17 protein-coding genes are annotated in these 22,485 nt (G+C 71.4%); 5 read left to right on the top strand and 12 right to left on the bottom strand.

The window, feature by feature from the left end; translation table 11 throughout:
• Nucleotides 1-226 precede the first annotated feature (226 nt).
• Nucleotides 227-2,992, bottom strand: coding sequence for a S8 family peptidase (locus ACZ60B_RS28525; protein WP_469391812.1), 2,766 nt, complete (start codon nt 2,990-2,992; stop codon nt 227-229).
• 245 nt (nt 2,993-3,237) lie between these two features.
• Entirely contained in the window at nt 3,238-4,902 is a 1,665-nt protein-coding gene (locus tag ACZ60B_RS28520) for a phospholipase A2 (protein ID WP_469391810.1), read from the bottom strand.
• 213 nt (nt 4,903-5,115) lie between these two features.
• Here ACZ60B_RS28520 and ACZ60B_RS28515 point away from each other — a divergent pair, with 213 nt between their 5' ends.
• The 3 genes from ACZ60B_RS28515 to ACZ60B_RS28505 all read left to right on the top strand — a co-directional run bounded on the left by ACZ60B_RS28515 (nt 5,116) and on the right by ACZ60B_RS28505 (nt 9,471).
• Entirely contained in the window at nt 5,116-5,754 is a 639-nt protein-coding gene (locus ACZ60B_RS28515) for a hypothetical protein (protein WP_469391808.1), read from the top strand.
• Between the two features lie 395 nt (nt 5,755-6,149).
• Nucleotides 6,150-8,450 (top strand): ArnT family glycosyltransferase, encoded by a 2,301-nt coding sequence (locus ACZ60B_RS28510; protein ID WP_469391806.1) that lies wholly within the window; start codon nt 6,150-6,152, stop codon nt 8,448-8,450.
• 217 nt (nt 8,451-8,667) lie between these two features.
• Complete coding sequence (locus tag ACZ60B_RS28505) at nt 8,668-9,471, top strand: endonuclease I family protein (RefSeq protein WP_469391804.1); 804 nt, start codon at nt 8,668-8,670, stop codon at nt 9,469-9,471.
• A 128-nt stretch (nt 9,472-9,599) separates the two neighbouring features.
• On the opposite strand, the gene ACZ60B_RS28500 is transcribed toward ACZ60B_RS28505, so the two are convergent.
• The 8 genes from ACZ60B_RS28500 to ACZ60B_RS28465 all read right to left on the bottom strand — a co-directional run bounded on the left by ACZ60B_RS28500 (nt 9,600) and on the right by ACZ60B_RS28465 (nt 18,163).
• Nucleotides 9,600-10,256 (bottom strand): hypothetical protein, encoded by a 657-nt coding sequence (locus tag ACZ60B_RS28500; RefSeq protein WP_469391802.1) that lies wholly within the window; start codon nt 10,254-10,256, stop codon nt 9,600-9,602.
• Nucleotides 10,257-10,327: 71 nt separating this feature from the next.
• The gene (locus ACZ60B_RS28495) at nt 10,328-11,110 is read right to left on the bottom strand and encodes an ABC transporter permease (RefSeq protein WP_469391801.1); all 783 of its coding nucleotides are present in this window, start codon (nt 11,108-11,110) and stop codon (nt 10,328-10,330) included.
• Nucleotides 11,107-12,144: an ATP-binding cassette domain-containing protein gene (locus ACZ60B_RS28490; RefSeq protein WP_469391861.1), complete on the bottom strand. Its 1,038-nt coding sequence runs from the start codon at nt 12,142-12,144 to the stop codon at nt 11,107-11,109. Before ACZ60B_RS28490 ends, ACZ60B_RS28495 begins: the two co-directional genes overlap by 4 nt.
• A gap of 102 nt (nt 12,145-12,246) precedes the next feature.
• On the bottom strand, nt 12,247-13,104 hold the full coding sequence (locus ACZ60B_RS28485; RefSeq protein ID WP_469391799.1) for a DUF4097 family beta strand repeat-containing protein: 858 nt from the start codon (nt 13,102-13,104) through the stop codon (nt 12,247-12,249).
• Nucleotides 13,105-13,186: 82 nt separating this feature from the next.
• Nucleotides 13,187-13,726 (bottom strand): hypothetical protein, encoded by a 540-nt coding sequence (locus tag ACZ60B_RS28480; RefSeq protein WP_469391797.1) that lies wholly within the window; start codon nt 13,724-13,726, stop codon nt 13,187-13,189.
• A gap of 271 nt (nt 13,727-13,997) precedes the next feature.
• Nucleotides 13,998-15,683 (bottom strand): thiamine pyrophosphate-binding protein, encoded by a 1,686-nt coding sequence (locus ACZ60B_RS28475; protein ID WP_469391795.1) that lies wholly within the window; start codon nt 15,681-15,683, stop codon nt 13,998-14,000.
• A complete protein-coding gene (gene speB, locus ACZ60B_RS28470; protein ID WP_469391793.1) occupies nt 15,680-16,645 on the bottom strand; it encodes an agmatinase in 966 nt (321 codons plus the stop codon). Before speB ends, ACZ60B_RS28475 begins: the two co-directional genes overlap by 4 nt.
• Nucleotides 16,646-16,699: 54 nt before the next feature.
• Complete coding sequence (locus tag ACZ60B_RS28465) at nt 16,700-18,163, bottom strand: sodium:solute symporter family protein (protein WP_469391791.1); 1,464 nt, start codon at nt 18,161-18,163, stop codon at nt 16,700-16,702.
• A gap of 189 nt (nt 18,164-18,352) precedes the next feature.
• Here ACZ60B_RS28465 and ACZ60B_RS28460 point away from each other — a divergent pair, with 189 nt between their 5' ends.
• Nucleotides 18,353-19,858, top strand: a complete 1,506-nt coding sequence (locus ACZ60B_RS28460; protein ID WP_469391789.1) for a PucR family transcriptional regulator — start codon at nt 18,353-18,355, stop codon at nt 19,856-19,858.
• A gap of 103 nt (nt 19,859-19,961) precedes the next feature.
• Nucleotides 19,962-20,750, top strand: a complete 789-nt coding sequence (locus tag ACZ60B_RS28455; protein ID WP_469391787.1) for a phosphatase — start codon at nt 19,962-19,964, stop codon at nt 20,748-20,750.
• A 139-nt stretch (nt 20,751-20,889) separates the two neighbouring features.
• Here ACZ60B_RS28455 and ACZ60B_RS28450 read toward each other — a convergent pair whose 3' ends face one another.
• Both ACZ60B_RS28450 and ACZ60B_RS28445 read right to left on the bottom strand, forming a co-directional pair.
• Nucleotides 20,890-21,237: a hypothetical protein gene (locus ACZ60B_RS28450; protein WP_469391785.1), complete on the bottom strand. Its 348-nt coding sequence runs from the start codon at nt 21,235-21,237 to the stop codon at nt 20,890-20,892.
• A gap of 258 nt (nt 21,238-21,495) precedes the next feature.
• Nucleotides 21,496-22,482: a cation diffusion facilitator family transporter gene (locus tag ACZ60B_RS28445; RefSeq protein ID WP_469391783.1), complete on the bottom strand. Its 987-nt coding sequence runs from the start codon at nt 22,480-22,482 to the stop codon at nt 21,496-21,498.
• Nucleotides 22,483-22,485: the final 3 nt, after the last annotated feature.

Raw genomic sequence — 22,485 nt, 5'->3', positions numbered from 1 at the left:
GGAGAAAGCCGTCATCGCGATGACGACCGTCGCCCAACTCGTTCTCTTCATGGTCCCTCAGTGAGCAGGGGGCTGGTCCTGGCCCGCCCGAGAAAAGGCAGGCGGGGCACGACTCGGCCCGGATCGACATGCGGGAGGTGCACCCGGGGAGCCTCCGGGACCCGTGGCGCGGATCGACCCGCGACGCGGATCTCGGAGGCTCCCTGCGGGCCGGATTGCTACGGGGCTACTTCACGACTGCGCCGAAGCGGACGCCGGCGGCCGGGAGGCCTCCGATGCCGGGGGCGTACGAGGTGGTCGCGGCCACCGTGCCGCCGGTCACGTTGGACCAGGGCAGCACGTGCGCCGCGCCGTACGTCGACGGGCCGTAGGGCATGCCGACGTACAGGTTCGTAGCGGTCGCGGTGATGCTGATGCCGACCTGCTGGTTGGTCGCCGGGGTGCCCGGCAGACCGGCGGCGCCCGCCTGGATCCAGTGGTCGGAGTCGCCCGGGGCGCCCAGCAGCGAGAAGGTCTGGATCGCGCCGGCCTTGGTGGCCGTGCCGACCGCCTCACCCGGAATGCCGACCGCGAGCTTCATGGTCGCGGCGGTGCTCTCCGAACGCGGTGCGGTGTTCATGACGGCCACCCGCTCGCCGAAGCGGTCGCCCGCCTCGGCTCCGCCGCTCACGCCCTCGTTCTCCTGGTGGATGTCGCCGATCTGGCTGACCACACCCGCGGCGGTGATCCGCAGGGTCACCACGCGTCCCGCGTTCGCCTTGTCGACGTCGGTCACGGTCAGCGACTCGCCCGGCGAGCCCACCGCGAGGATCGAGTCGGTCGCGGCCGTGGCCCCGGCCGGACGGTACTCGGTCATCGACAGCGAGGAGCCGAACTGGTCGCCCGCCTCGGCCGCACCGGAGATCCCGTCGGTGTCCTGGTCGATGCCGGCGAGCGGGGTCGGGATGCCTCCCGCGTTCAGCTTGTGGTCGAAGACGGCCAGTCCGCCGGAGGCCGCCAGCGTGCCGATGGCCTCGTTCGGGATGCCGACCGCGATGTGGTTGGCGTCACCGGCGACCGAGAAGCCGAAGCCGTCGTTGGCCTCCGCCGTGCCCGGCACGTCCGTCTTCTCCTGGTGGACCGCCACGTTGGTGGTGCCTCGCAGGTAGAAGATCTCGCCCGCCTTGGCCACCGTGCCGATCGACTCGCCCGGCACACCGATCACCAGCCACGGCTCGCCCGCCGTGGTCGTGCCCGCGGCCAGCGAGTAGCCCATGTTGTCACCGGTCTCGGAGGCCGACCCGAGGATCGCGCCGGAACCGGAACCCTCCTCCAGGTGCAGGGCGGCCGGGCCGGTGCCGAAGCCGCCGACCCCGCCGTACAGCACGTCGACGAAACCGGCGTCCACCACGGTGCCGACGTCCTCGTTCGGCGTGCCGACGACCAGGTCGGTGTAGCCGTCCTTGTTGTAGTCGACCGTCGCCATGGCCGCGCCGAAGCCGTCACCGGTCTCCGAGCCGCCCGGCACCCAGTCCAGGTCCTGGGTGATCTCGGCGGTGCCCTTGCCCCCGCCGTACACGACCCGCACCAGACCGGCCTTGGTGTGGGTGCCCACGGCCGCCTCCGGGTCGGCGATCGCGATGTCCTCGATGCCGTCGCCGTTGAAGTCGTTGAAGCTGCCGGGCGTGTAGGTGAGTGCCTGGCCGATGTCGATGCGGGGGGTGGTCGCGCCGGTGTAGGTGATGGGCTTCCCGGTGGTCTTCAGCAGCGACTCCAGATAGGCGACGCTCTTGGTCGGGAACGCCTGCCGCAGGACCGCGAGGGCACCGGCCACGTGCGGCGCGGCCATGGACGTGCCGCTCTTGGAGGCGTATCCGCCGCCGGGCACCGAGGAGACGATGCTGGTGCCGGGAGCGAAGAAGTCCAGCAGCGGACCCCGGTTGGTGAACGAGGACAACTGGTCCTCGTCGGTCGTGGCACCCACCGCCAGAGCCGAGGAGACACAGGCCGGCGCGGTGACCGCGTCCGTATACGCGTTGTTCCCGGCCGCCACGACCGTGGCGACACCCGCGGCGAGAAGGTCGTCGATCAGGCCCTTGCGCGGGTCGTTGTCACAAGCACTCGCGTAACGGCCGCTGCCCAGACTGAGGTTGGCCGCCACGATCGGGATCCCCGACTGCTTCAGATCCCACACCTTCTCCAGCCCCGAGAGCTGGGCACTGGTGAAACTGCCCACACACGGCGCGGCACCCGGCCCGCAGAAGTCCTCCGAGGTGAACTCGCTGAAGATCTGGATGGCGACGATGTCGGCACCCGGAGCCACACCACGAGCGGGCGCACCCGTGATACCCGCACCGTTGCCCGCCGCGATACCCGCCACATGGGTTCCGTGATCACACTCGGCGATCGTCGCGCACGGCCCGGACCCGGCATCGGCCGAACCCGTCCCCTCCTGCTCCTCCGTGCCGTTGGGGCACAGACTCACAGCGGAGTAGTCGGCGTCGATCGGCGAGAAGCACGCCTCCGAGACCACCCGCCCCTTCAGAAACGGATGACCGGTGGCAACACCCGTGTCCAGCACCGCGATCGCGCTGCCCTTGCCGGTCAGGCCGGACGCGGCGGGCGCGGTGGCACCGATCAGCGGGACGCTCTGGTCCAGCGACGGCCGCACCGGGGTGTCCTCGGTGACACTGACCACGCTGCTCTGAGCGGCCAGTTCGTCCAGACCGGCCGCGTCCACCTTCAACGTGACCAGCGGCAACGTCTCGAAAGTCTGCAAAGTCCTGCCCGCGTCCGCCGCGGCAGGCAGGTCCGCGCGCTCCTTGGTGAGCACGTTGACCCGGATCTTCCCGCCGTTCGCCGTCTTGTCGTACAGCGGCGGATCAATAGGCCCGGAGGCGTCGTCAGCGGCCGCCGTGAGGCCCCGCGGCACGGACGCCTGGGCCGGAAGCACAGCGCCGAGGGAGAAAGCCGTCATCGCGATGACGACCGTCGCCCAACTCGTTCTCTTCATGGTCCCTCAGTGAGCAGGGGGCTGGTCCTGGCCCGCCCGAGAAAGACAGGCGGGGCACGACTCGGCCCGGAGCGACGTGTGGGGAGCAGCGGAGCCGTGCCGCAAAGCGGTGCACGGGTCTGTCGGGAGGGGAGCCGGGCGGCGCGAGGTCCGCACCACCCGGCTCCGTCATGCCCGAACGGCTTGCTCGGTCGTGCTGTCGTACATGTCGTACGGTGCGCCGTCGGAAGGCGCCGGACCCTCGATCAGTGGGTCTTGTTGGCGCCGTTCTTCGGGTTGCCCTTCAGGCCGACGGCCTTGTAGTACGTGTACGCGACGCCGTAGCAGGCCGGTCGCTGCGTGATGAAGTAGTGCTTGCAGCTGTAGGTCTTCATCGTCGTGTAGAAGGCGTTGTCGACGTTCGACTTCTTGCTGCGGTCGAGGTAGTACTTGTAGCCCTTGTAGGTGTTGCCGATCAGGCCGTAACCGTAGTCGTGCATGTCGCACGCGGTCTTGAAGCTGTAGCCGAGCGGATTGTTGATGTTGGGGCCGGGCGTGCTGCAACCGTCGTAGTTGATGCCTATGACCCAGTTTTTGGTCGGCGTCTGCTTCCAGTACGGCTTGTGCCAGCCGTAGTGCGCGGCCCAGGCGGCGCAGCCGTCCTCGAGGTACCACAGCCAGTCCGTCGCGCGGTTGCAGTGACGGGGGTAGGCCTGCGGGTCGGTGATCTCTCCGTCGGAGAAGTCCGTCGCCGGCGGGGCGGTGGCGGTCGCGTCGGTGATACCGGACGCGCCCACGATGGGCGACTGGGCGGTCGGACGGGCGGGACCGTCGGGCTCGACGTTCGGGGCGGCGGAACTGTCCGGGAACGTCAGGTCCCAGTTGCCGTTGGACGGCGAGGTGACGTCGGAGACACGTCCGGTGGCGTCGTAGGAGTACGCCGAGACCGGCTCGGTGCCCTCGGCCGGGTCGGCCACCGAACGCAGCAGGCCCGAGGCGTCGTAGGAGTACCGCGCGAGCGTCTGCGTCGTCGCACCGGTGGTGACGGTGATCTCCTTGGCGCGACCGGCGAACTCACCGAGAGTCGTGCCTGCGGCCGTCGTGGCGGTCGAGTAACTGACCTTCAGCGACTGCTCCGGGGTGTCCCCGGCGGCCGCCTCCGTGACGGTGAGGACCCGGCCCGCGGAGTCGTAGCCGACGGTGGAGAGACTGCCGTCGGCCACCGTGCCGACGCCGGTGACACGCCACTTGTCGGTGCCCGGAGCGACCTGCTTCCAGGTGTAGGTGGGGGTCAGGCTGTCGAGACCGACGGCGGCGTCGGCGTCGTCGTCCAGGGACTGGTCCGCGTCCGGGACCGACCCGGCCATGCTGGTGGTCTCGACGATGGTGGACACCGAAGTGCCTGTCGCTTCGTCGAACTTGATGGTCTCGGTGAGCTTGTCACCGCCGGCGGTCGCGTACTTCCTGAGGCCACCACCGCTCGGGTAGTCGACGCTGCTCTTCAGGGCGTAGGTGATCGGGACGTTGACCGTGAGGTCGGTGACGACGACGGAGTCGGACTTCTCCTCCAGCTTCCGGCTGAGCTGGCCCCCCTCGAACTCGGCCTGCCAGCCCGGTCCGAAGACGCCCATGTCCGGGCGGGACGCGGGTGCGGACTGCGGCTTGGCGACACCGCTCGCCTGTGCGTTGACCGTGTGACTCCGGCTCATGAGGCCTTCTGCCACGTCAGTCTCGTAGATCTCGAAGGACTGGTCCGCGGTCGAGTACGTGCCGGGGCCGATCTGCTGGACTTCACCGTCCGCCAGCGGTGGATCGGCGACCGTGGCCGCCGCGGCCGGCGCCGCGCTCGAAGTCGCCGCTCCCGCCACCCCCTGAGGAAGCAGCAGGGATAAAGACAGTGCGGCAAACGCGGGCAGCACAATTCTGCGCACGAGTTCCCCCCTCGTGTCGAAATGATGAATGATCTTGCAGGAACGGTGCGGAGATTAGTTCAACCTTCACCGCATGTTCAAGTCCCGGCGACGAAGAGAATTGGCCCGCCGCCGTACGCCAAGGCAAAGTCGCCGACTGCTCAGCGCCGGCGCGGACACAGATGAGTACGTGTACTCATGCGGAGCACGGGATGCAGGCCGGAAGCTATGCGCATGACACAGATCCCCGCCTCCATCAGTGCCTTAGCCCACCCCGGACGCGTCCTCGCGGCCGCCGCCGTCGCGGCCCTGGCGCTCTCCGGCTGCGGAAGCGACAACCCGGGCGGCAGCGGGTCCCAGGCCGGGTCGGGCCGGAACGCCGCCGCCACGGCGAGTGCCACGGCGCCGTCGCCCGAGCAGGCGGCGTTCGCGGCGATGCTCGCCAAGATCGCACAGTCATGCCCTCCGAGCAGCGTAAACGCGCCGAAGCCGACCGGTCCCACGGGTGAGGAGAGCATCGCCCCCGGGGAGACCCCGCCGACCGACCCGATCGCGCCGGGCGCCCCGACAGGGCCCGAGGCGGAGTTGAACGATCGCGACTGGTGCGCGAGCACCCTTCACTCGCAGCGGATCATCGAGGCGCTGCTGAAGGTCCCGAAGCCCACCCCCGCCGAGGTCCGCAAGACCCTCAACGGCCTCGGCTACATCGACGAACGCATCCACGGCCTCAAGCAGGACGGCGAGACCACGCGTTTCTACCTCGACCTGCGCGAGAAGGGTGGCCGGCTCTGCGAGGCGGGTGTGGCCGCGGGCAGGCTGACGGACGTGACCGCGTGCACGGCACCCGCCACCGGAACGTTCGCAGTTGAATAGGGCGCCAGAAAACCGACCCCTATAAGGTCGTTTCACCCTGATTCTTCCATTCGGGGCACCGGTGCGCGCATTGGAGACATCTCCGACCTGACCGATGCCGCCGGTCCGAATAGTGGAACCTGCTGGAAGGCGCCGCAAGAATGGGCTTGGCCCCTTCTTGCGCAACGCCATCCCTTTATGCGGTCCGGCGATTCTCCGTGCCCGCTAACCGGAATCCTGTTAAATCATTTGACAGCGAGCCCGGAAGTCGCCGCATCCCGAAATCGGGAACAGGAACGCACGGGATCGCGGTGTCCCCACGTGCGTGGTGCGTCCCTCGCGGACCACTCCCCTCTCACAGGCTGCGCCCAGCTTCGCCACAGTCGGCACCCATCGGGCGTCTGCATGGTGCAGTGGTGACCTCTGCCACCGATCCACTCCCCCAGCCCACCGCGACCCCCGACCCGCCGCCGGTCACGCCACCGGCGCCGCCGCAGGGGTCGCCCCGCTGGTCGCTCCCCGCGCTGATCTCGATCCTGCTCCTCGCGGGGGTGCTCTACTCCTGGAACCTCTCCGGTTCCGGTCTGAACAGCTTCTACAGCTCCGCCGTGTTCAGCGGCACGCAGAGCTGGAAGGCGTGGTTCTTCGGCTCGCTGGACGCGGGCAACTTCATGACCGTGGACAAGCCGCCGCTCGCGCTGATGGTGATGGGCCTGTCCTGCCGGATCCTCGGTTTCGGGACCTGGCAGATGATGCTGCCGATGATCCTGGTCGCGCTGGCGACCATCTGGATCCTGCACGCCTCGGTGAAGCGGGTGTGGGGCCACGGCGCCGCGGCCGTCGCCGCCCTGGTGCTGGCGCTGACCCCGATCACGGTCGCCATCAACCGGGACAACAACCCCGACACCCTGCTGGTGTTCCTCATGGTGGCGGGCGCGGCCCTCGCCCTGCGGGCCACCACGAACGGCCGGCTGCTGCCGCTGCTCGGCTCGGCCGCCTGCTTCGGCCTCGCGTTCAACACGAAGATGCTCCAGGGCTACATCGCGCTGCCCGCCGTCTTCGCGGTCTACCTCTACGCGGCCACGCCGAAGCTCGGGAAGCGGATCGTGAACCTGCTGCTCGCGGGCGTGGTCCTGGCCGTCTCCAGCTTCTGGTGGGCGACGGCCGTCTCCCTCGTGCCCGCCGACGACCGGCCGTACATCGGCGGTTCGACGGACGGCACCGCCTGGGACCTGATCATGGGCTACAACGGCCTCGGCCGGGTCCTCGGCGGCGAGGGCAACGGCGGGGGCGGTGGAGGCGGCGGCTTCTCCGGCACCGCGGGTCCGGGCCGGCTGTTCAACGACGTCCTGGGCGGCCAGATCTCCTGGCTGATCCCGTTCGCGGCCGTCGCCCTGGCCGGCGGTCTGGTGCTGTGCGGGCGCGCCCCGCGCACCGACCTCACCCGCGCCGCGCTGGTGCTGTGGGGCGGCTGGACGCTGCTGCACTATCTGACCTTCGCCATGGCCGAGGGCACGATGCACCCGTACTACACGACCGCGGTCGCCCCGGGCATCGCGGTGCTGTGCGGGGGCGGCGGCGTCATGCTGCTGCGGGCCCTGCGCGGCGGCGACGCGCGCTGGTCGTGGGTGCTGCCCGCCGGGCTCGCGGTCACCGGTGTCTGGGCGGTCGTGCTGCTGCGCCGGGCCACCGACTGGAACGGCTGGCTGTGGCCGGTCGTCGCGGTGGTCATGGCGCTGGCGGTCGTGGGCCTGGTCCTGTTCCGCACCGGCCGGCGCGCCCGGCTGCTGGCCGTGTCCGTGGCCGCCGCGGTCGTGGCGGGCCTCGCGGGTCCGACGGCGTACGCGGTCGCCGTGCCGGCGAGTTCCGGTGGTGGCGGCATGGGCGGTACCAACCCGACCGCAGGTCCCTCGACCGGCAACGGGTTCGGCGGCGGGGGCGGTGGCGGCCGGGGCGGCTTCGGCGGCGGTCCCGGCGGCGGTGAACTGCCCGGCGGCACCGGGCAGGGCAACCAGGAAGCCGGCGGCGCGAACGGCGAGCTGCCCGGGGGCACCCAGGAGGGCGGCGGGAACGGCGGCTTCCCGGGCGGTGGCGAGGGCGGCGGCCAGGCCGGTGGCTTCCCCGGCGGCTTCCCGGATGGCGAGAACGGTACGTTTCCCGGCGGCACGACCCCGAACGGCTCGGGCGGACAGCCCGGCGGCGGGGGCGGCTTCGGCGGCGGCGGGAACATGGGCGGCGGACCGGGCGGCGGCATGGGCGGCGAGACCAGCAGTGAGCTGGTCGCGTACCTGGAGAAGCACCAGGACGGCGCCAAGTGGCTGCTCGCGGTGTCCAATTCGCAGTCCGCCGGGCAGCTCATCCTGAGCACCCACAAGCCCGTCATCTCCATGTTCGGCTTCACCGGCAGCGACAACGGCATGACGGTCGCCAAGCTCGAGGAACTGGTGAAGAAGGGCGAGCTGCACTACATCCAGATCGGCGGCGGGGGCATGGGCGGCGGCATGGGCGGTGGCAACAGCGCCAGTTCGGCCGTCACCGCCTGGGTGCAGAAGCACGCGACCGCGGTGAAGGAGAGCGAGTACAGCAAGACGGCGGGCACCGGGTCGAACTCGGGGTCCGGCTCCGGATCCACTTCCGACTCCGGCTCCGACTCCGGTGCGCAGAACGGGCAGTCGTCCTCGACGCTCTACCGGCTGGACCCGTCGGACGTCGGCTGACGCCACCCCGCTCCACACCGAACGGCCCCTGGATCCCGGCGGATCACAGGGGCCGTTTCGGCCATTCCCCGCCCAGGTCCATCAACTCGCGTAGACAAAACCTGACTTGCCCGTTCCCGCCACCCGATCGACATGTCAGATTCATTGCCACGTCTACATGTCCATGCCATTCTCCCGGTTGCCGCCTTCAATCAACCCGCGTAGATCGGACCCCCACATGCTGGCGACACACCTGCACCGATGGAAGTCGGTGGCCCTCACCACCGCCGCCGTCCTGGTCGGACTCACCGCCCCCGCGCTCACCGCGTCCCCCGCCGCGGCGACCACGACCGCGTACGACTCGACGTACTACAAGAACGCGGTCGGAAAGTCCGGCACCAGCCTGAAGTCCGCACTGCACACGATCATCAGCAGCCAGAGCAAGATCTCCTACTCCGCGGTCTGGGACGCGCTCAAGGTCACCGACCAGGACCCGAACAACACCAGCAACGTGCTCCTGCTGTACAGCGGTGTCTCGCGCAGCAAGTCCCTCAACGGCGGTGACGTCGGCGACTGGAACCGCGAGCACACCTGGGCCAAGTCGCACGGCGACTTCGGCGAGGTCACCGGTCCCGGCACCGACCTGCACCACCTGCGGGCCGCGGACGTCCAGGTCAACAGCACCCGTGGCAACCTGGACTTCGACAACGGCGGCAGCGCGGTCACCAACGGCGGCGGCAGCAAGGTCGACTCCGACTCCTTCGAGCCGCGCGACGCCGACAAGGGCGACGTGGCCCGCATGATCCTCTACATGGCGGTCCGCTACGACGGCGGCGACGGCTTCGCCGACCTGGAGCCCAACGAGAAGGTGAACAACGGGAGCAACCCGTACATAGGGAAGCTCTCCGTGCTCAAGGCCTGGAACGAGGCGGACCCGCCGAGCGCCTTCGAGGAGCGGCGCAACCAGGTCATCTACGACACCTACCAGCACAACCGCAACCCGTTCATCGACCACCCGGAGTGGGTCGAGGCGATCTGGTAGTACGCCCGCAAGAGCCTGACGGCTCTCCCGCGAAGCACGTCGAGCCGGTCGCCCCGGGTGGGGCGGCCGGCTCGTCGGCGTCGGGGCCCCGGAGCCGAGGGCTCAGGGGTCGGGGCAGGAGTCGGGGCTCAGGCGTCCGGCGCGGCGGGAGCTCCGTACCAGCGCCACCGCGTCAGGCGCGCGTGCCCCTCGATCTCCCCCCGGCCGGTGGCCCACAGCAGGGTGGCCCACCCGTCGGTACCGGACGGGGTGTGCGGGAAGAGCCGGGCCAGGACCCGGTCGCAGAGGTCCGCGTCCGGAGCCCACGCGACCCCGAGTCCGGCGGCGACGTCGTGCAGATGCACCAGGGTCTCGACGACCCCCATGGCGGCGAAGCCCTCGGGGTCGGAGGCGCCGAAGACGTGGTGCGCCCGGACGGTCGGCGCCGTCGTCCGCACCATGGCCGCCAGCAACGCCCCGCCGGCCTCCAGCACTTGCACCAGTCCGGCCGGTCCGGCGGCGCGGTCCGCGAAGACGACGTTCGCCGGGCCGCCGGGCCTCCTGGGACTCCACAGGAAGGGGACCTCCCGGTCCGACGGCGGCCGTTCGGGGCCCAGTTGGGCGGCGTAGGCGAACAGGTCGTCGGCGAGGTGCTCGACCGTCTCCCAGCAACTCCACTCCAGCGAACCGGCCTTGGCGTCCCAGTCGGCCGCCTCCGCCGCTCGCAGGGTACGGGCCGCCAGCCGGACTGCGGTGGTGACGTCGTCGGCGGTGACCGGATCGGAGGTGCGGCGCGCTTCGGGCATGACGAGACCGTACCAACGGCCGTCCCCGCCCGGAGCGGGGGCGGGGACGAGGGTGGCGGTGCCGCCGTCGTTCAGCGCTTGGTGTTGCTGTTGAAGAGCGAGCGCGACCAGAGGTAGCCGACCAGGGTGATGCCGGCGCACCAGGCGAGCGAGATCCAGCCGGCGTTGCCGATCGCGGAGCCGGAGAGCAGGCCGCGCAGGGTCTCGGTCATCGGTGTGAAGGGCTGGTACTCGGCGAACCAGCGCAGGCCCGGGGACATGGACTGGGCCGGCACGAACGCGGAGCCGAGGAACGGCAGGAACTGGACGAGCAGCGGCTTGTTGCTCGCGGACTCGACGGTCTTGGAGATCAGGCCGAGCGCCGTGGACAGCCAGGTCACGGCGAAGGCGATGGCCGTGAGCAGGCCTGCCGCGGCCAGCCACTCCAGCGGGGTGGCCCCGGACCGGAAGCCGACGGCGAGCGCGACGCCGACGACCAGCACGGCGCTCAGCATCGTCTGGACGACGCTGCCGACGACGTGTCCCGTCATGAACGACGAGCGCGTGATGTTCATGGTGCGGAAGCGGTTGATGATGCCCTCGGTCATGTCGGTGCAGACCGCGATCGAGGTGGACATCGAGCCGGCGGCCACGCCCATGATGATGATGCCGGGGGTCAGATAGTTCAGGTAAGCGTCCCGGCCGCCGCCCATGCCCGCGCCGATCGAGTCGCCGAAGGCGTACACGAACAGCAGCAGCATCAGGATGGGTGTCATGGCGGCGCCGAGGCCCACGGACGGATAGCGGATCGCGTGCTTCAGGTTCCGCCGCAGCATCGTCATCGAGTCGTGCACGGCGTAGGTGAGGGTGCTCATCGCTGGGTCTCCTTCACGGGAAGCGCGGAGTCGGAGTCGACGTCGGTGCCTGGGTCGGTGCCCGTGCCGCCGTCGCCGGTCAGGGCGAGGAAGACGTCGTCGAGGTCGGGGGTGTGCACGGAGAGGTCGGCGGCGGCGACCCCGGCCGCGTCGAGCCGGTCGAGCAGGGCGCGCAGCGCGTCGAGGCCGCCGTCGCCCGCGACGCGCAGGGCGAGTTCCTCGTCGTCGCGGACCGCGCCGGGGAAGGCGGCCACGGCACGCTCGTACTCGTCGGGGCCGGTGAACCGCAGGCGTACATGGCTGCCCGGGATCTGCGCCTTGAGCTCGTCGGCGGTGCCCTCGGCGACGATCCGGCCGCCGTCGAGCACCGCGATCCGGTCCGCGAGCTGGTCGGCCTCCTCCAGGTACTGCGTGGTGAGGAAGACGGTGACACCACCCGCGACCAGCGAGCGCACCGTCTCCCACATGGTGCGGCGGCTGCGCGGGTCGAGACCGGTCGTCGGCTCGTCGAGGAAGATCACCTTCGGGTCGCCGACCAGGGTCATGGCGAGGTCGAGCCGGCGCCGCATACCGCCGGAGAAGGTGGCGGCGCGCTGGTGCGCGACGTCCGCGATGCCGAACCGCTCCAGCAACTCCTTGGCCCGCTCGCGCCCTGCGCGCTTGCCGAGGCGCAGCAGGTCGGCCATGAGGAGCAGGTTCTCCTCGGCGGTGAGCAGGTCGTCGAGTGCGGCGAACTGCCCGGTGACGCCGATCGCGGCGCGCACGCCGTCCGGCGACGCGGTGACGTCGTGGCCCGCGACCTGGGCCCGTCCGCCGTCGGCGGCGACGAGCGTGGAGAGGATCTGCACGGTGGTGGTCTTGCCCGCGCCGTTCGGCCCGAGCAGCGCGAACACGGTGCCGGCCGGGATCCGCAGGTCGATGCCGTCGAGGACGGTCTTGTCGCCGTACGACTTGCGCAGCGCGACGGCGGAGACGGCGGCGGGCGGCTGCCCGCCGTCCGACCGTCCGGGCAGGGGTTGTTTGGGCATGGGCATGACAGAAAAAGGCATGGGGTCCTCCCCCTCGAAGACGTGCGAAAGAGTGCGAAGGCGTGCGAAGCGGTGCGGTGGCCTCGGCCGTACGCGGCCGGGGGCGGGTCAGGAGCGGGCGCGGCGGATGTCGATGTTGCCGTAGCGGGTACGGGCCCTGACCTCGACCGTGTCCTCGGACTCGGCCGGGCCCTCGGAGGCGGTGAGCACGTTGTGCACCTGGCCGGAGCCCGAGCCGGCGTCGATCCAGGCGGCCGTGCCCTTGCGGATGCCGATCTCGATGGCGCCGTAGGAGGTCTCCAGCTGGACGGTGCCGCGGGCGACGTCGCCGACGCGCAGGGTGCCGTGGGCGGTGGTGGCGGTGACCGAGCCCTCGGCGCGCCCGATGAGGATGTCGCCGTTGGCGCCGCTGGCCCGCAGGTCGCCCTGCACCTCGTCGACGGTCGTGGTGCCGTGCGAGTTCTTCAGGACGGCCTGGCCCTCGACGGTGCCGACGCGCAGGCTGCCGGAGCTGGTGGTGATCTCGGCCGGGCCGTGCACGTGGTCGACGGTGATGCTGCCGTGGGACGCGGTCAGGTGCAGCGGGCCGGTGGTGTCGAGGCGGACGTCGCCCGACGAGGTCTTCACCCGGACCTCGCCGAGGCGGCCCTCGCCGTGCACCTGGGTCCAGGCGCCGGCCACCTCCACCCGCGAGCCCGTGGGCAGCTCGACCGTCACGTCGGCGACACCGGAGGGTCCGACGGCCCAGCGCCCCTTGGGCGTCCTGATGGTCAGCAGGCCGCTCGCGCAGTGCACCTCGGTCTGCTCGGCGGCCCGTACGTCCCTGTCCTTCTTCGGGTCGCGCGGCTGTACGTCGACGAGCGTGTCGAGGCGGTCGGTGGCGATGAAGCGGATGGATCCGGCTTCCACCTGGGCGGTGACCGAGATCGGTTCGGGAGTGTGGAAAGGAGCGTCGAAAGAAGGCATGGCTGTCCCGTCCTCTTGAGTCCTCGTGGCGTCCCTGCAGGTGGGACGTGGTGTGGGTGGTGCGGGGCGGGGCAGGGCGCGGCTAGCGCACCCAGCCCGTGAAGCTCTGCCCGACGGTGCGGGTCGTACTGGTGGCGCGGGTCTTCCCGGCCGCGGGCGACGCGGTACCGCCGTCGACCGCGGCCGACACGGCCCGTACCAGCCAGGCGTTGACCGACAGGCCCTCGCGGCCGGCGGCGTCCTCGGCGCGTGCCTTGAGGTGCGCGGGCAGGCGCAGGTTGACGCGGGCGGTGCCGCCCTCGTCGGCGTCGGCGGGTGCCGGGGCCGGTGCGGCGAGCGGCTCGGCGGGCCCGCTCCTGTCCCGGTACGGCTCGTCGCGCGGCGGTGGTGTCACCACGAAGTCGGGGTCCAGTCCGCGCAGTCGTACGTCGACCGAGCCGGGGGCGAGGTCGCGGGTGATCTCGTCCATCGCGGCGGAGAGCACGTTGAGCATGGTCAGGCGGGTCGCCGACTCCAGGGGAGCGGTGAGCCGCTCGGCCAGCTCGCGGGCTTCCTCGCCGCCGGCCTCGGCGGCCACCGCGAGTTCGCGGCGGAGGGAGTCGACATACGGCGTGAGGTCCATGACGCCATCATGGCACCATCATGGCGCCACACGCAACCTCATGCCGGAGGCAGCAGCGAACCTCGACGCAACAAACGGCTCTGACCTGCGAAAACGTATGCACATTTGAAGGCATCGGCACGGTGCCACGGGAAGCTCCGAACCATCGTGACGCCCTCGATGGCACCACTTGACATCAAGTGGCGCCACTCGGCGCCATGTGGTGCCACATGACGCCATACGGTGGCGCCGAAGGCGTCATCCCCGGACGTCCGGACGTCCGGACGTCACCTCAGCCGAGGTGGGTCGGCGCGAACATCCGCAGCAGGGCGGGGAGGACGACCACCGACGGACCGGGGGACGCCAACGCCTTCGCCAGGTCGGCCGCCAGGGCCTCGGGGGTCGTACGGATCCCCGGGACGCCGAACGACTCCGCCAGTGCCACGTAGTCCGGGCGGCTCAGCTCGGTCGCCGTGGCCTGTCCGAAGGTGTCGGTCATGTATTCGCGCAGGATGCCGTAGCCGCCGTCGTCGATGATCAGCCAGGTGACGTCCAGGTCGTACTGGCGGGCGGTCGCCAGCTCGGCGATCGAGTACAGAGCACCGCCGTCACCGGAGACCGCGAGGACCGGGCGGCCGGGGTCGGCGGCGGCCGCGCCGAGCGCCGCCGGGAAGCCGTAGCCGAGGCCGCCCGCGCCCTGCGCGGAGTGCATGGTGTTGGGCGCCTTCGCGTCGAAGGCCGACCAGGCCCAGTAGGCGAGGATCGTCATGTCCCAGCAGGACGGGGAGTCGTCGGGCAGGGCCCGGCGGACCGACTCCAGCACCTGGCGTTCCAGGGTGAGTTCCTGGGCGTCGATACGCTCGGCGACCTTGGCGAGCAGGGTGCTCACCCGGTCCCGGGCACTCGCGTCCGCCCGCTCCGGCACCGTCTCCAGCAGCGCCTGCAACGCCATGCGGGCGTCCGCGTGGATGCCGAGCGCGGGGTGGTTGGACTCCAGCTTGCCGAGGTCCGCCTCGATCTGGATCACCCGGCCCCGCGGCTTGAACGTGTGGTAGTTGGAGGAGAGTTCACCCAGGCCCGAGCCCACGACCAGCAGCACGTCCGCGTCCTCCAGGAGGTCCGTGGTGTGCCGGTCCTCCAGCCAGGACTGGAGGGACAGCGGGTGGTTCCAGGGGAAGGCGCCCTTGCCGCCGAAGGTGGTGACCACGGGCGCGTTCAGCTTCTCGGCCAGCTGCCGCAGCTTGCCGGAGGCGTCGGCCCGGACCACTCCCCCGCCCGCGATGATCGCCGGACGGGCGGCGCGCGCCAGCAGATCGGCCGCCACGGCGGTCAGTTCGGGGCGCGGCAGCAGCTCGTCCGGGGTCGCGTCGACGGCGGTGACCACCGGCAGGGAGGTCTCTGCCAGCAGCACGTCCTGCGGGATCTCCACCCAGACGGGACCGTGCGGGGCGCTCAGCGCGGACTTCCAGGCCTCCGCGATCGCCGACGGGATCTGCGAGGCGGCCCGGACCGTGTGGACCGACTTGACGACGCCCCGGAACGAGGCCGCCTGGTCGGTCAGTTCGTGCAGATAGCCGTGGCGGCCGCCACCGAGTCCCGCGGTGGGGATCTGGCTGCTGATCGCCAGAACGGGGGCGGAGGCCGCGGCCGCCTCCTGGAGCGCGGCGAGCGAGGTCAGCGCGCCGGGGCCGGTGGACAGCAGCAGCGGGGCCACCTCACCGGTGATCCGTCCGTACGCGTCCGCCGCGAACCCGGCGTTGTTCTCCACCCGCAGGCCGATGTAGCGCAGGTCCGAGCGGCGCAGCGCGTCGAACATGCCGAGGGCGTGCTGGCCGGGCAGACCGAAGACGGTGGTCGCGCCGAGCCCGGCCAGGGTCTCCACTACCAGGTCTCCGCCGATGCGGCCGGGGGGCGGGTTGAGCGCCGCCTCCGTCTGGGCGGGCGTCGGACGGAGTTCGAGGTCGTGGTCGTGGGTCACTTCGCGCGGGCCTCGGCAATCTGGCGGGACATGATCGTGGTCAGTTCGTAGGCGGTGTGGGACGCGGCCACCGAGGTGATCTCGGCGTGGTCGTAGGCGGGCGCCACCTCGACGACGTCCGCCGAGACGAGCCGGCAGGAGGCCAGGCCGCGCAGGATCTCCAGCAGCTCGCGGGAGGTCATGCCGCCGGCCTCGGGCGTACCGGTGCCGGGGGCGTGCGCCGGGTCGAGGCAGTCGATGTCGATGGAGATGTACAGCGGCCGGTTCCCGATGCGCTGCCGGAGCTGGTCGGCGACCTCGTCGGCGCCGCGCCGGTAGACGTCCGCGGAGGTGACGATGCCGAAGCCGAGCTTCTCGTCGTCGGTGAGGTCCTTCTTCCCGTACAGCGGGCCGCGGATGCCGACGTGGGAGAGCGCCTCGGTGTCGAGGATGCCCTCCTCGACGGCCCGGCGGAACGGGGTGCCGTGCGTGTACTCCGCACCGAAGTAGGTGTCCCAGGTGTCCAGGTGGGCGTCGAAGTGGAGCAGCGCGACCGGGCCGTGCTTCTTGGCCACGGAGCGCAGCAGCGGCAGCGCGATGGTGTGGTCGCCGCCGAGGGTCATCAGTCGGGCGCCGGTGGCGAGCAGGCCGTCGGCGGCCGCCTCGACGGTGTCCACGGCCTCGCCGATGTGGAACGGGTTCACGGCGATGTCACCGGCGTCCGCGACCTGGGCGAGCGCGAAGGGAGAGGCGTCCTGCGCCGGGTTGTAGGGGCGCAGGAGCCTGCTCGCCTCGCGGATGGCGTTGCCGCCGAAACGGGCGCCGGGCCGGTAGGAGACGCCCGCGTCGAACGGCACGCCCACGACGGCGACATCGGCGGTGCCGACCTCGTCCAGGCGGGGCAGCCGGGCGAACGTCGCGGGTCCGGCGTACCGCGGAATGCGGGAGGAGTCGACGGGCCCGCGGGGCGTCTCGCTGGTCATGGAACTGCCTTCTTTCTTGCACGTCACCGCATATGTGCTGCTTGTTTCCCGACTTTACTGGGCGACGGGGACCGGCTCGGGCGAGGCTTCGGGGGTCCGGCCCGCCAGACGCTCGCGCCAGGCGGCGAGCACGGTGGCGTCGGTCGCCGGGGTGGCCAGGGAGACCACCAGGTAGACGGCCAGCGAGGCCAACAGGCCGTAGTAGACGGGCTCGTTGGCGAGGATTCCGTACGTCGCCATCAGGCCGATCACGGCGAGACCGCCGACCACGACGGAGGCCAGGGCGCCCTGCACGGTGCCGCGCTTCCACAGCAGTCCGCCGAGGATGGGCACGAGCAGTCCGCCGACGAGCAGGTTGTACGCCACGGTCAGCGCCTCGACCACGTTGTTGAGGGCGATGGCCGTGCCCACGACGGCGACACCCATGATCAGGATGAAGGCGCGATTGCCCTTGACCTCGTCGTGCGCGTCCTCGGCCGCCCTGCCGAGCCCGCCCCGCAACCGCGCCCAGATGTCGTTGTTGGCGACGGTGGCACAGGCGATGAGGGCGCCGGAGGAGGTCGACATCACGGCGGCGAGCGCGGCGGCCAGCACCAGGCCCCGGACGCCGACCGGCAGTTCGTGCTTGACGATGGTCGCGAAGGCGTCGTCCGCGCTGGCCAGGTTCGGGTAGAGGACCTTGGCGGCCGTGCCGATGACGGCGCCGGCGAGGGCGTACGCCAGGCAGTAGGTGCCGGCGACGGTGCCGCCCCACTTCGCCGTCCGGTCGTTGCGCGCGGTGAAGACGCGCTGCCAGATGTCCTGGCCGATCAGCATGCCGAAGGTGTAGATCAGCACGTAGGTGAAGATGGTCTCGCCGCCGATGCCCAGCGGGTCGAAGTAGGTGGTGGGCAGCTTGGCCTTCATCTCGCCGAAGCCGCCCGCCCTGATCACCGCGATGGGCAGCAGCAGGAGCAGCACGCCGATCGTCTTCACCACGAACTGCACCATGTCGGTGAGGGTGATCGACCACATGCCGCCGAGCGTCGAGTACGCGACGACGATCGAGCCGCCGAGGACGATCGCGAGGGTCCGGTTCATGTCGAACAGGACGTCGAAGATCGTGGCGTAGGCGATGGTCGAGGTGACGGCGAGCATGAGGGTGTACGCCCACATGACCAGGCCCGAGATGACGCCGGCCCGGCCGCCGTAGCGCAGGTCCAGCATCTCGGAGACGGTGTAGACCTTCAGGCGGGCGATACGGGCGGAGAAGAAGACGGACAGGGCCAGGAGGCCGAGGCCGATGGTGAAGACCATCCAGGCGCCGGAGAGTCCGTACTGGTAGCCCAGCCCGACCCCGCCGATGGTGGAGGCGCCGCCGAGGACGATGGCGGCCATGGTGCCGGAGTACATGGCCGGGCCGAGACGGCGGCCCGCCACGAGGAAGTCGCTCTTGGACTTGGCGCGGCGCATGCCCCACCAGCCCATGGCCAGCATGCCGGCCAGATAGACGACGATCACTGTGTAGTCGACGGCCATGCGGGGCCCTCCTTCGCGCTTCGCTCGGTGGCGTGTCGTGCAGGTACGGGGGACGGCCGGCTGCGGTGCGCGGGGACATACGCCGGTACCCGCGGCTGCCGGTCGGGACTGACACTAGGTGGCCGGAAAGCGACGGCGAAGTGTACGTTTCCTCCACTTGCACCGTCCCGGAAGGAGGAAACGCACACCATGCCGGACGCATCCGCACCGGCGGTACCGCCCACGCCGCCCGTCGCGCTGTCGGCGCTGCTGGCCCGCGAGGACCTGGCCCTGCGCCTGATCGCGGGGCCGTCCGACCCCGGTCTGGTGATCCACTGGGTGCACACCTCCGAGATGGCGGACCCGTACCCGTACCTGCTGGGCGGCGAGCTGTTGCTGTCCGCCGGGGTGCACATCCCGGAGGCGGCGGGCTCGGGCACCTACTTCGACGACTACGTCTCGCGGATCGTCGCGGCGGGCGGCGCGGCCCTCGGTTTCGGGCTGGCACCGGTGCACGACACGGTGCCGCAGGCGCTGGTCGCGGCCTGCGGGGCACACGGCCTGCCGCTGCTGGAGGTGCCCCCGCAGACCACGTTCTCGGGCGTGGCCCGCGCGGTCTGGCAACTGATGGCGCAGGCCCGGCTGGCCGAGCTCCGCCGAGTCACGGAAGCCCAGCAGAGTCTGGCCGCCGCCGCCTCCCGGGCGGACCCGGTCCCCTCGATCCTGCGCCGGCTGGCCCAGCGGGTGAGCGGCTGGGCGGTGCTGTACGGCCCGGACGGGACGGAACTCGCCACAGCGGGCCGCCTGCCCGCGACCGCGGCGGCCGGGGGCGGAACCGGGGGCGGGGAGGACGCGGCCCGGGTGCGGGTGGCGCTCGCCGGGCTCGCGCAGGTCGTCACCAGCCGGCCGTCCACCACCGCCACCGACACCGCCGCCGGCACGCACCTCGCGGCGTACGCCCTCGGCACCGGGCAGGGCTTCGTGCTCGGGGTCGCGACCCCGCACCGCGACCCCGGCGACCACACCGTCGCCTCGATGGCGGCCGTGCTGCTTTCCCTCCTCACCGGCGAGCACCAGAGCGGCTCCGGCGCGGCCCGTTCGTCGGCCCTGGTGCGCCTGCTGCTGGGCGCCGAACCGGAGACGGTGGCCCCGCTGTTGGGTGCCGGCAGGTGGCGGGTCGTGCACGCCCGCCCGGACAGCCAGGCCGCCGATCCGGTGGCCGCCTCCGCGCTGGGTGCGGCGCTCGGCTCCGCGCTGGTCGATCTCGCCGACGGCGAGGTGCGGGTCCTGGTGCCCGCCAACCGTGAACCGGCCGAGCAGCCCGGCTGGACGCTGGGTGTGAGCGCGGCCGTCACCCCGCAGGACTGGGCGGCCGCCGACAGTCAGGCGGCCCGCGCCCTGGCCCGCGCCCGGGCCACCCGCGCCCCGCTGATACGCCACGGTGCCCGTCCCGGCCTCGCGGAACTGGTCCCGCGCGACGTGGCGGCGGCCCATGCCCGCGCCCTCCTGGCTCCGATCGCCGACGTCCCCGTGCTCACCGAGACCCTGCGCACCTGGCTTTCCCTGCACGGCAGCTGGGACCGTACGGCGGTGGCCCTTGCGGTGCACCGCAACACCGTGCGGCAGCGGATCGCCCGCTGCCGCACGGTGTTGGGGGCGGACCTGGACGACCCGGACGTACGCATGGAGCTGTGGTTCGCGCTGAAACAGCCGTGACGCACGGGCCGTGACGGACCGGCAGGGGCCCTGGTGAGTGACGCGTGTCCCAGCGTGCGGGACGTCAGGTGCGCACCCGGTCCGCTGCCTCACAATGGGGACCATGCCGATACCCGGGACACCCAGCCGCGCCGAACTCGTCGACCACCTCGTACGGACGCGCATCGCGGGGGACGTCGCCACCCCCCGCGAGAACAACCTCTCCCATTACCGCAGGCTGGCGAACGGCGACCGCAACTACTGGCTCGGGCTGGAGCTCGGCGACCGCTGGAGCGACGAGCAGGACGTGCTCGCGGTGATGGCGGAGCGGGTGGGCGTCAACGACGACGCCGCGTACCGGTACGGCCAGGACACCATCGACCCCGAGCTGACCGTCGCCGCGCTGGAGCGGCTGGCGGGCCGGCTGCGCAAGGCGGCCGAGGGCCGGCAGCGGGTGCTGCTCGCCACCGGTCATCCGGGCGGCCTGCTCGACGTGCACCGGGCCACCGCCGCCGCGCTGCGGGCGGCGGGCTGCGAGATCGTCGTCATCCCGGACCTGCTGCAGACCGACGAGGGCTACGTCATGCAGTTCGCGGACGTGGCGGTGCTGGAGCACGGCGCCACCCTGTGGCACACCCACTCCGGGGAGCCGATGCGCGCGATCCTCACCGCGCTGGAGCGCGAGGACCGTCCGCTGCCCGATCTGGTCGTCGCCGACCACGGCTGGGCGGGCTACGCGGGGCAGCACGGCGTCGACTCCGTCGGTTACGCCGACTGCAACGACCCGGCGCTCTTCCTCGCCGAGGCGGAGGGCACCCTCCAGGTGGCCGTGCCGCTGGACGACCATGTGCTCAGCCCGCGCTACTACGACCCGCTGACGGCGTATCTGCTGGCGGAGGCCGGACTGGCCTGAGCCGGCGGCGGCCCGGTCCGGTGCGGCCCGCCGACACCGGAGCAGGCTGTACGACGCCGCGATGCGCGGTCCCGGGAAGCGGGGCCGCGCATCGCGCGTTCACCGGGCCGGAGCCGGTCCGGTGCGGTCGACGGCAGCCTCACCAGCCGTCGTAGCCGTTCCAGTTGCCCCAGTTGTTGTAGCCGTTCCAGTTACCCCAGTTGTTGTAGCCGTTCCAGTTGCCCCAGTTCCAGTTGCCCCAGTTGTTGTAGTTGTTCCAGCCGCTGTAGCCGAAGCTGTAGTCGCAGTTGCCGTTGTTCCACCAGCGGCCGTAGCCGGCGTAGTCGTAGCAGTAGCGGTTGTGGCCGGGAGCCTGGCTGGAAGCCTGGCCGGGAGCCTGGCTGGGGGTCGCCGAGGCGGTACCCGCCGCACCGATCGCGGCACCACCGGCCAGAAGCAGACCGGCGGCGGACGTCGCGAGGAGACGCCTCACACGTTGGACTTGCATGGAAAACCTCGTTCCATCGTTTCTCGCGGTCCCGGGGGAACGCACGAGGCTGATGGCCGCTGCCGCAGGGGCGAAGCGCTGCGGCGCGGTCTCGGGATCACCGCTTCTTCAGAAGAGATACGCGCGCGGCCGCCGGTGCCTTCGGGTCGCTCGGGCTCGTCCGGCGCGGGGTTTCACGCACGCGATGGCGGGCGCGGTCCGTACTGACGGAAACCGCGTCGGCCGTGTGCCGTGTCTTGCGGCGTTCAGTAATCGAGCCTAGTCCTGCATCCGCGACTCGTCACCTCGAGCGACGACCTGTCGCGCGGGGCCCGGCGTCGGGTCCAGGTACACCCGGCTCACCACCGGGAAGGCCGCCCGCAGCCGCTGCTCGGCCCGCTCGCAGGCCCGCTCGATCTGGGCCGCGCTCGCCGCGTCCCGGAAGTCGACCTTGGCGGCGACCAGGGCCTCCCGCGGCCCCTGCACCAGGGTCGTCAGCTCCAGTACGGCCTCGACGTGCTCGATCCTCAGCAGCTCCTCGCGGATGCGCAGCCGCACGGACTTGGGCAGCGGCCTGCCGACGAGGAGTTCGGCGTTGGAGCGGCCCAGGATCCAGGCGACGTACAGCAGGAGCAGGCCGATGAGGAGGGACGCGACGCCGTCCCAGACGCCGGAGCCGGTGAGCTGCCCGCCGAGCAGTCCGCCGGCCGCGAGGACGAGGCCGACGAGCGCGGCGGAGTCCTCCATGACGACCGCCTTCACGGCGGTGTCGGGGGTCCGGCGCAGATAGCGCCGGAAGGGGGTCCCGGAGCGGTCGGCCTCGCCGCGGGCCTGCCGGACGCCGGTGCGCAGGGAGAAGCCCTCCAGCAGGAAGGCGACGCCGAGGACGACGTAGGAGACGAGCGGGTCGCCGAGGTCCTCGCCGGCGACCAGGGTGTGGACGCCGTCGTAGAACGAGAAGACGGCGCCGCCGACGAAGGTGGCGACGGCGGCCAGCATCGCCCAGATGTAACGCTCGGCGCCGTAGCCGAGGGGATGGTCCTCGTCGGCCGGTTTCCCGCTGCGTTTGAGCGCGGTGAGCAGCAGCACCTCGGTGACCGTGTCGGCGACCGAGTGCGCGGCCTCGGAGAGCATCGCGCTGGACCCGCTGATCACCCCGGCGACCGCCTTGGCGAGGGCGACCCCGAGATTGGCGAGAGCGGCGACGATCACCGTGAAGACGCTCTCGCCGCCGTCGTGTGCTGGTGGTGCTTTCCCCTCGGCCATGCC

The sequence above is a fragment of the Streptomyces sp. NPDC104096 genome, from assembly GCF_055584385.1.
This window is presented reverse-complemented; position numbering and strand designations above follow the sequence as displayed.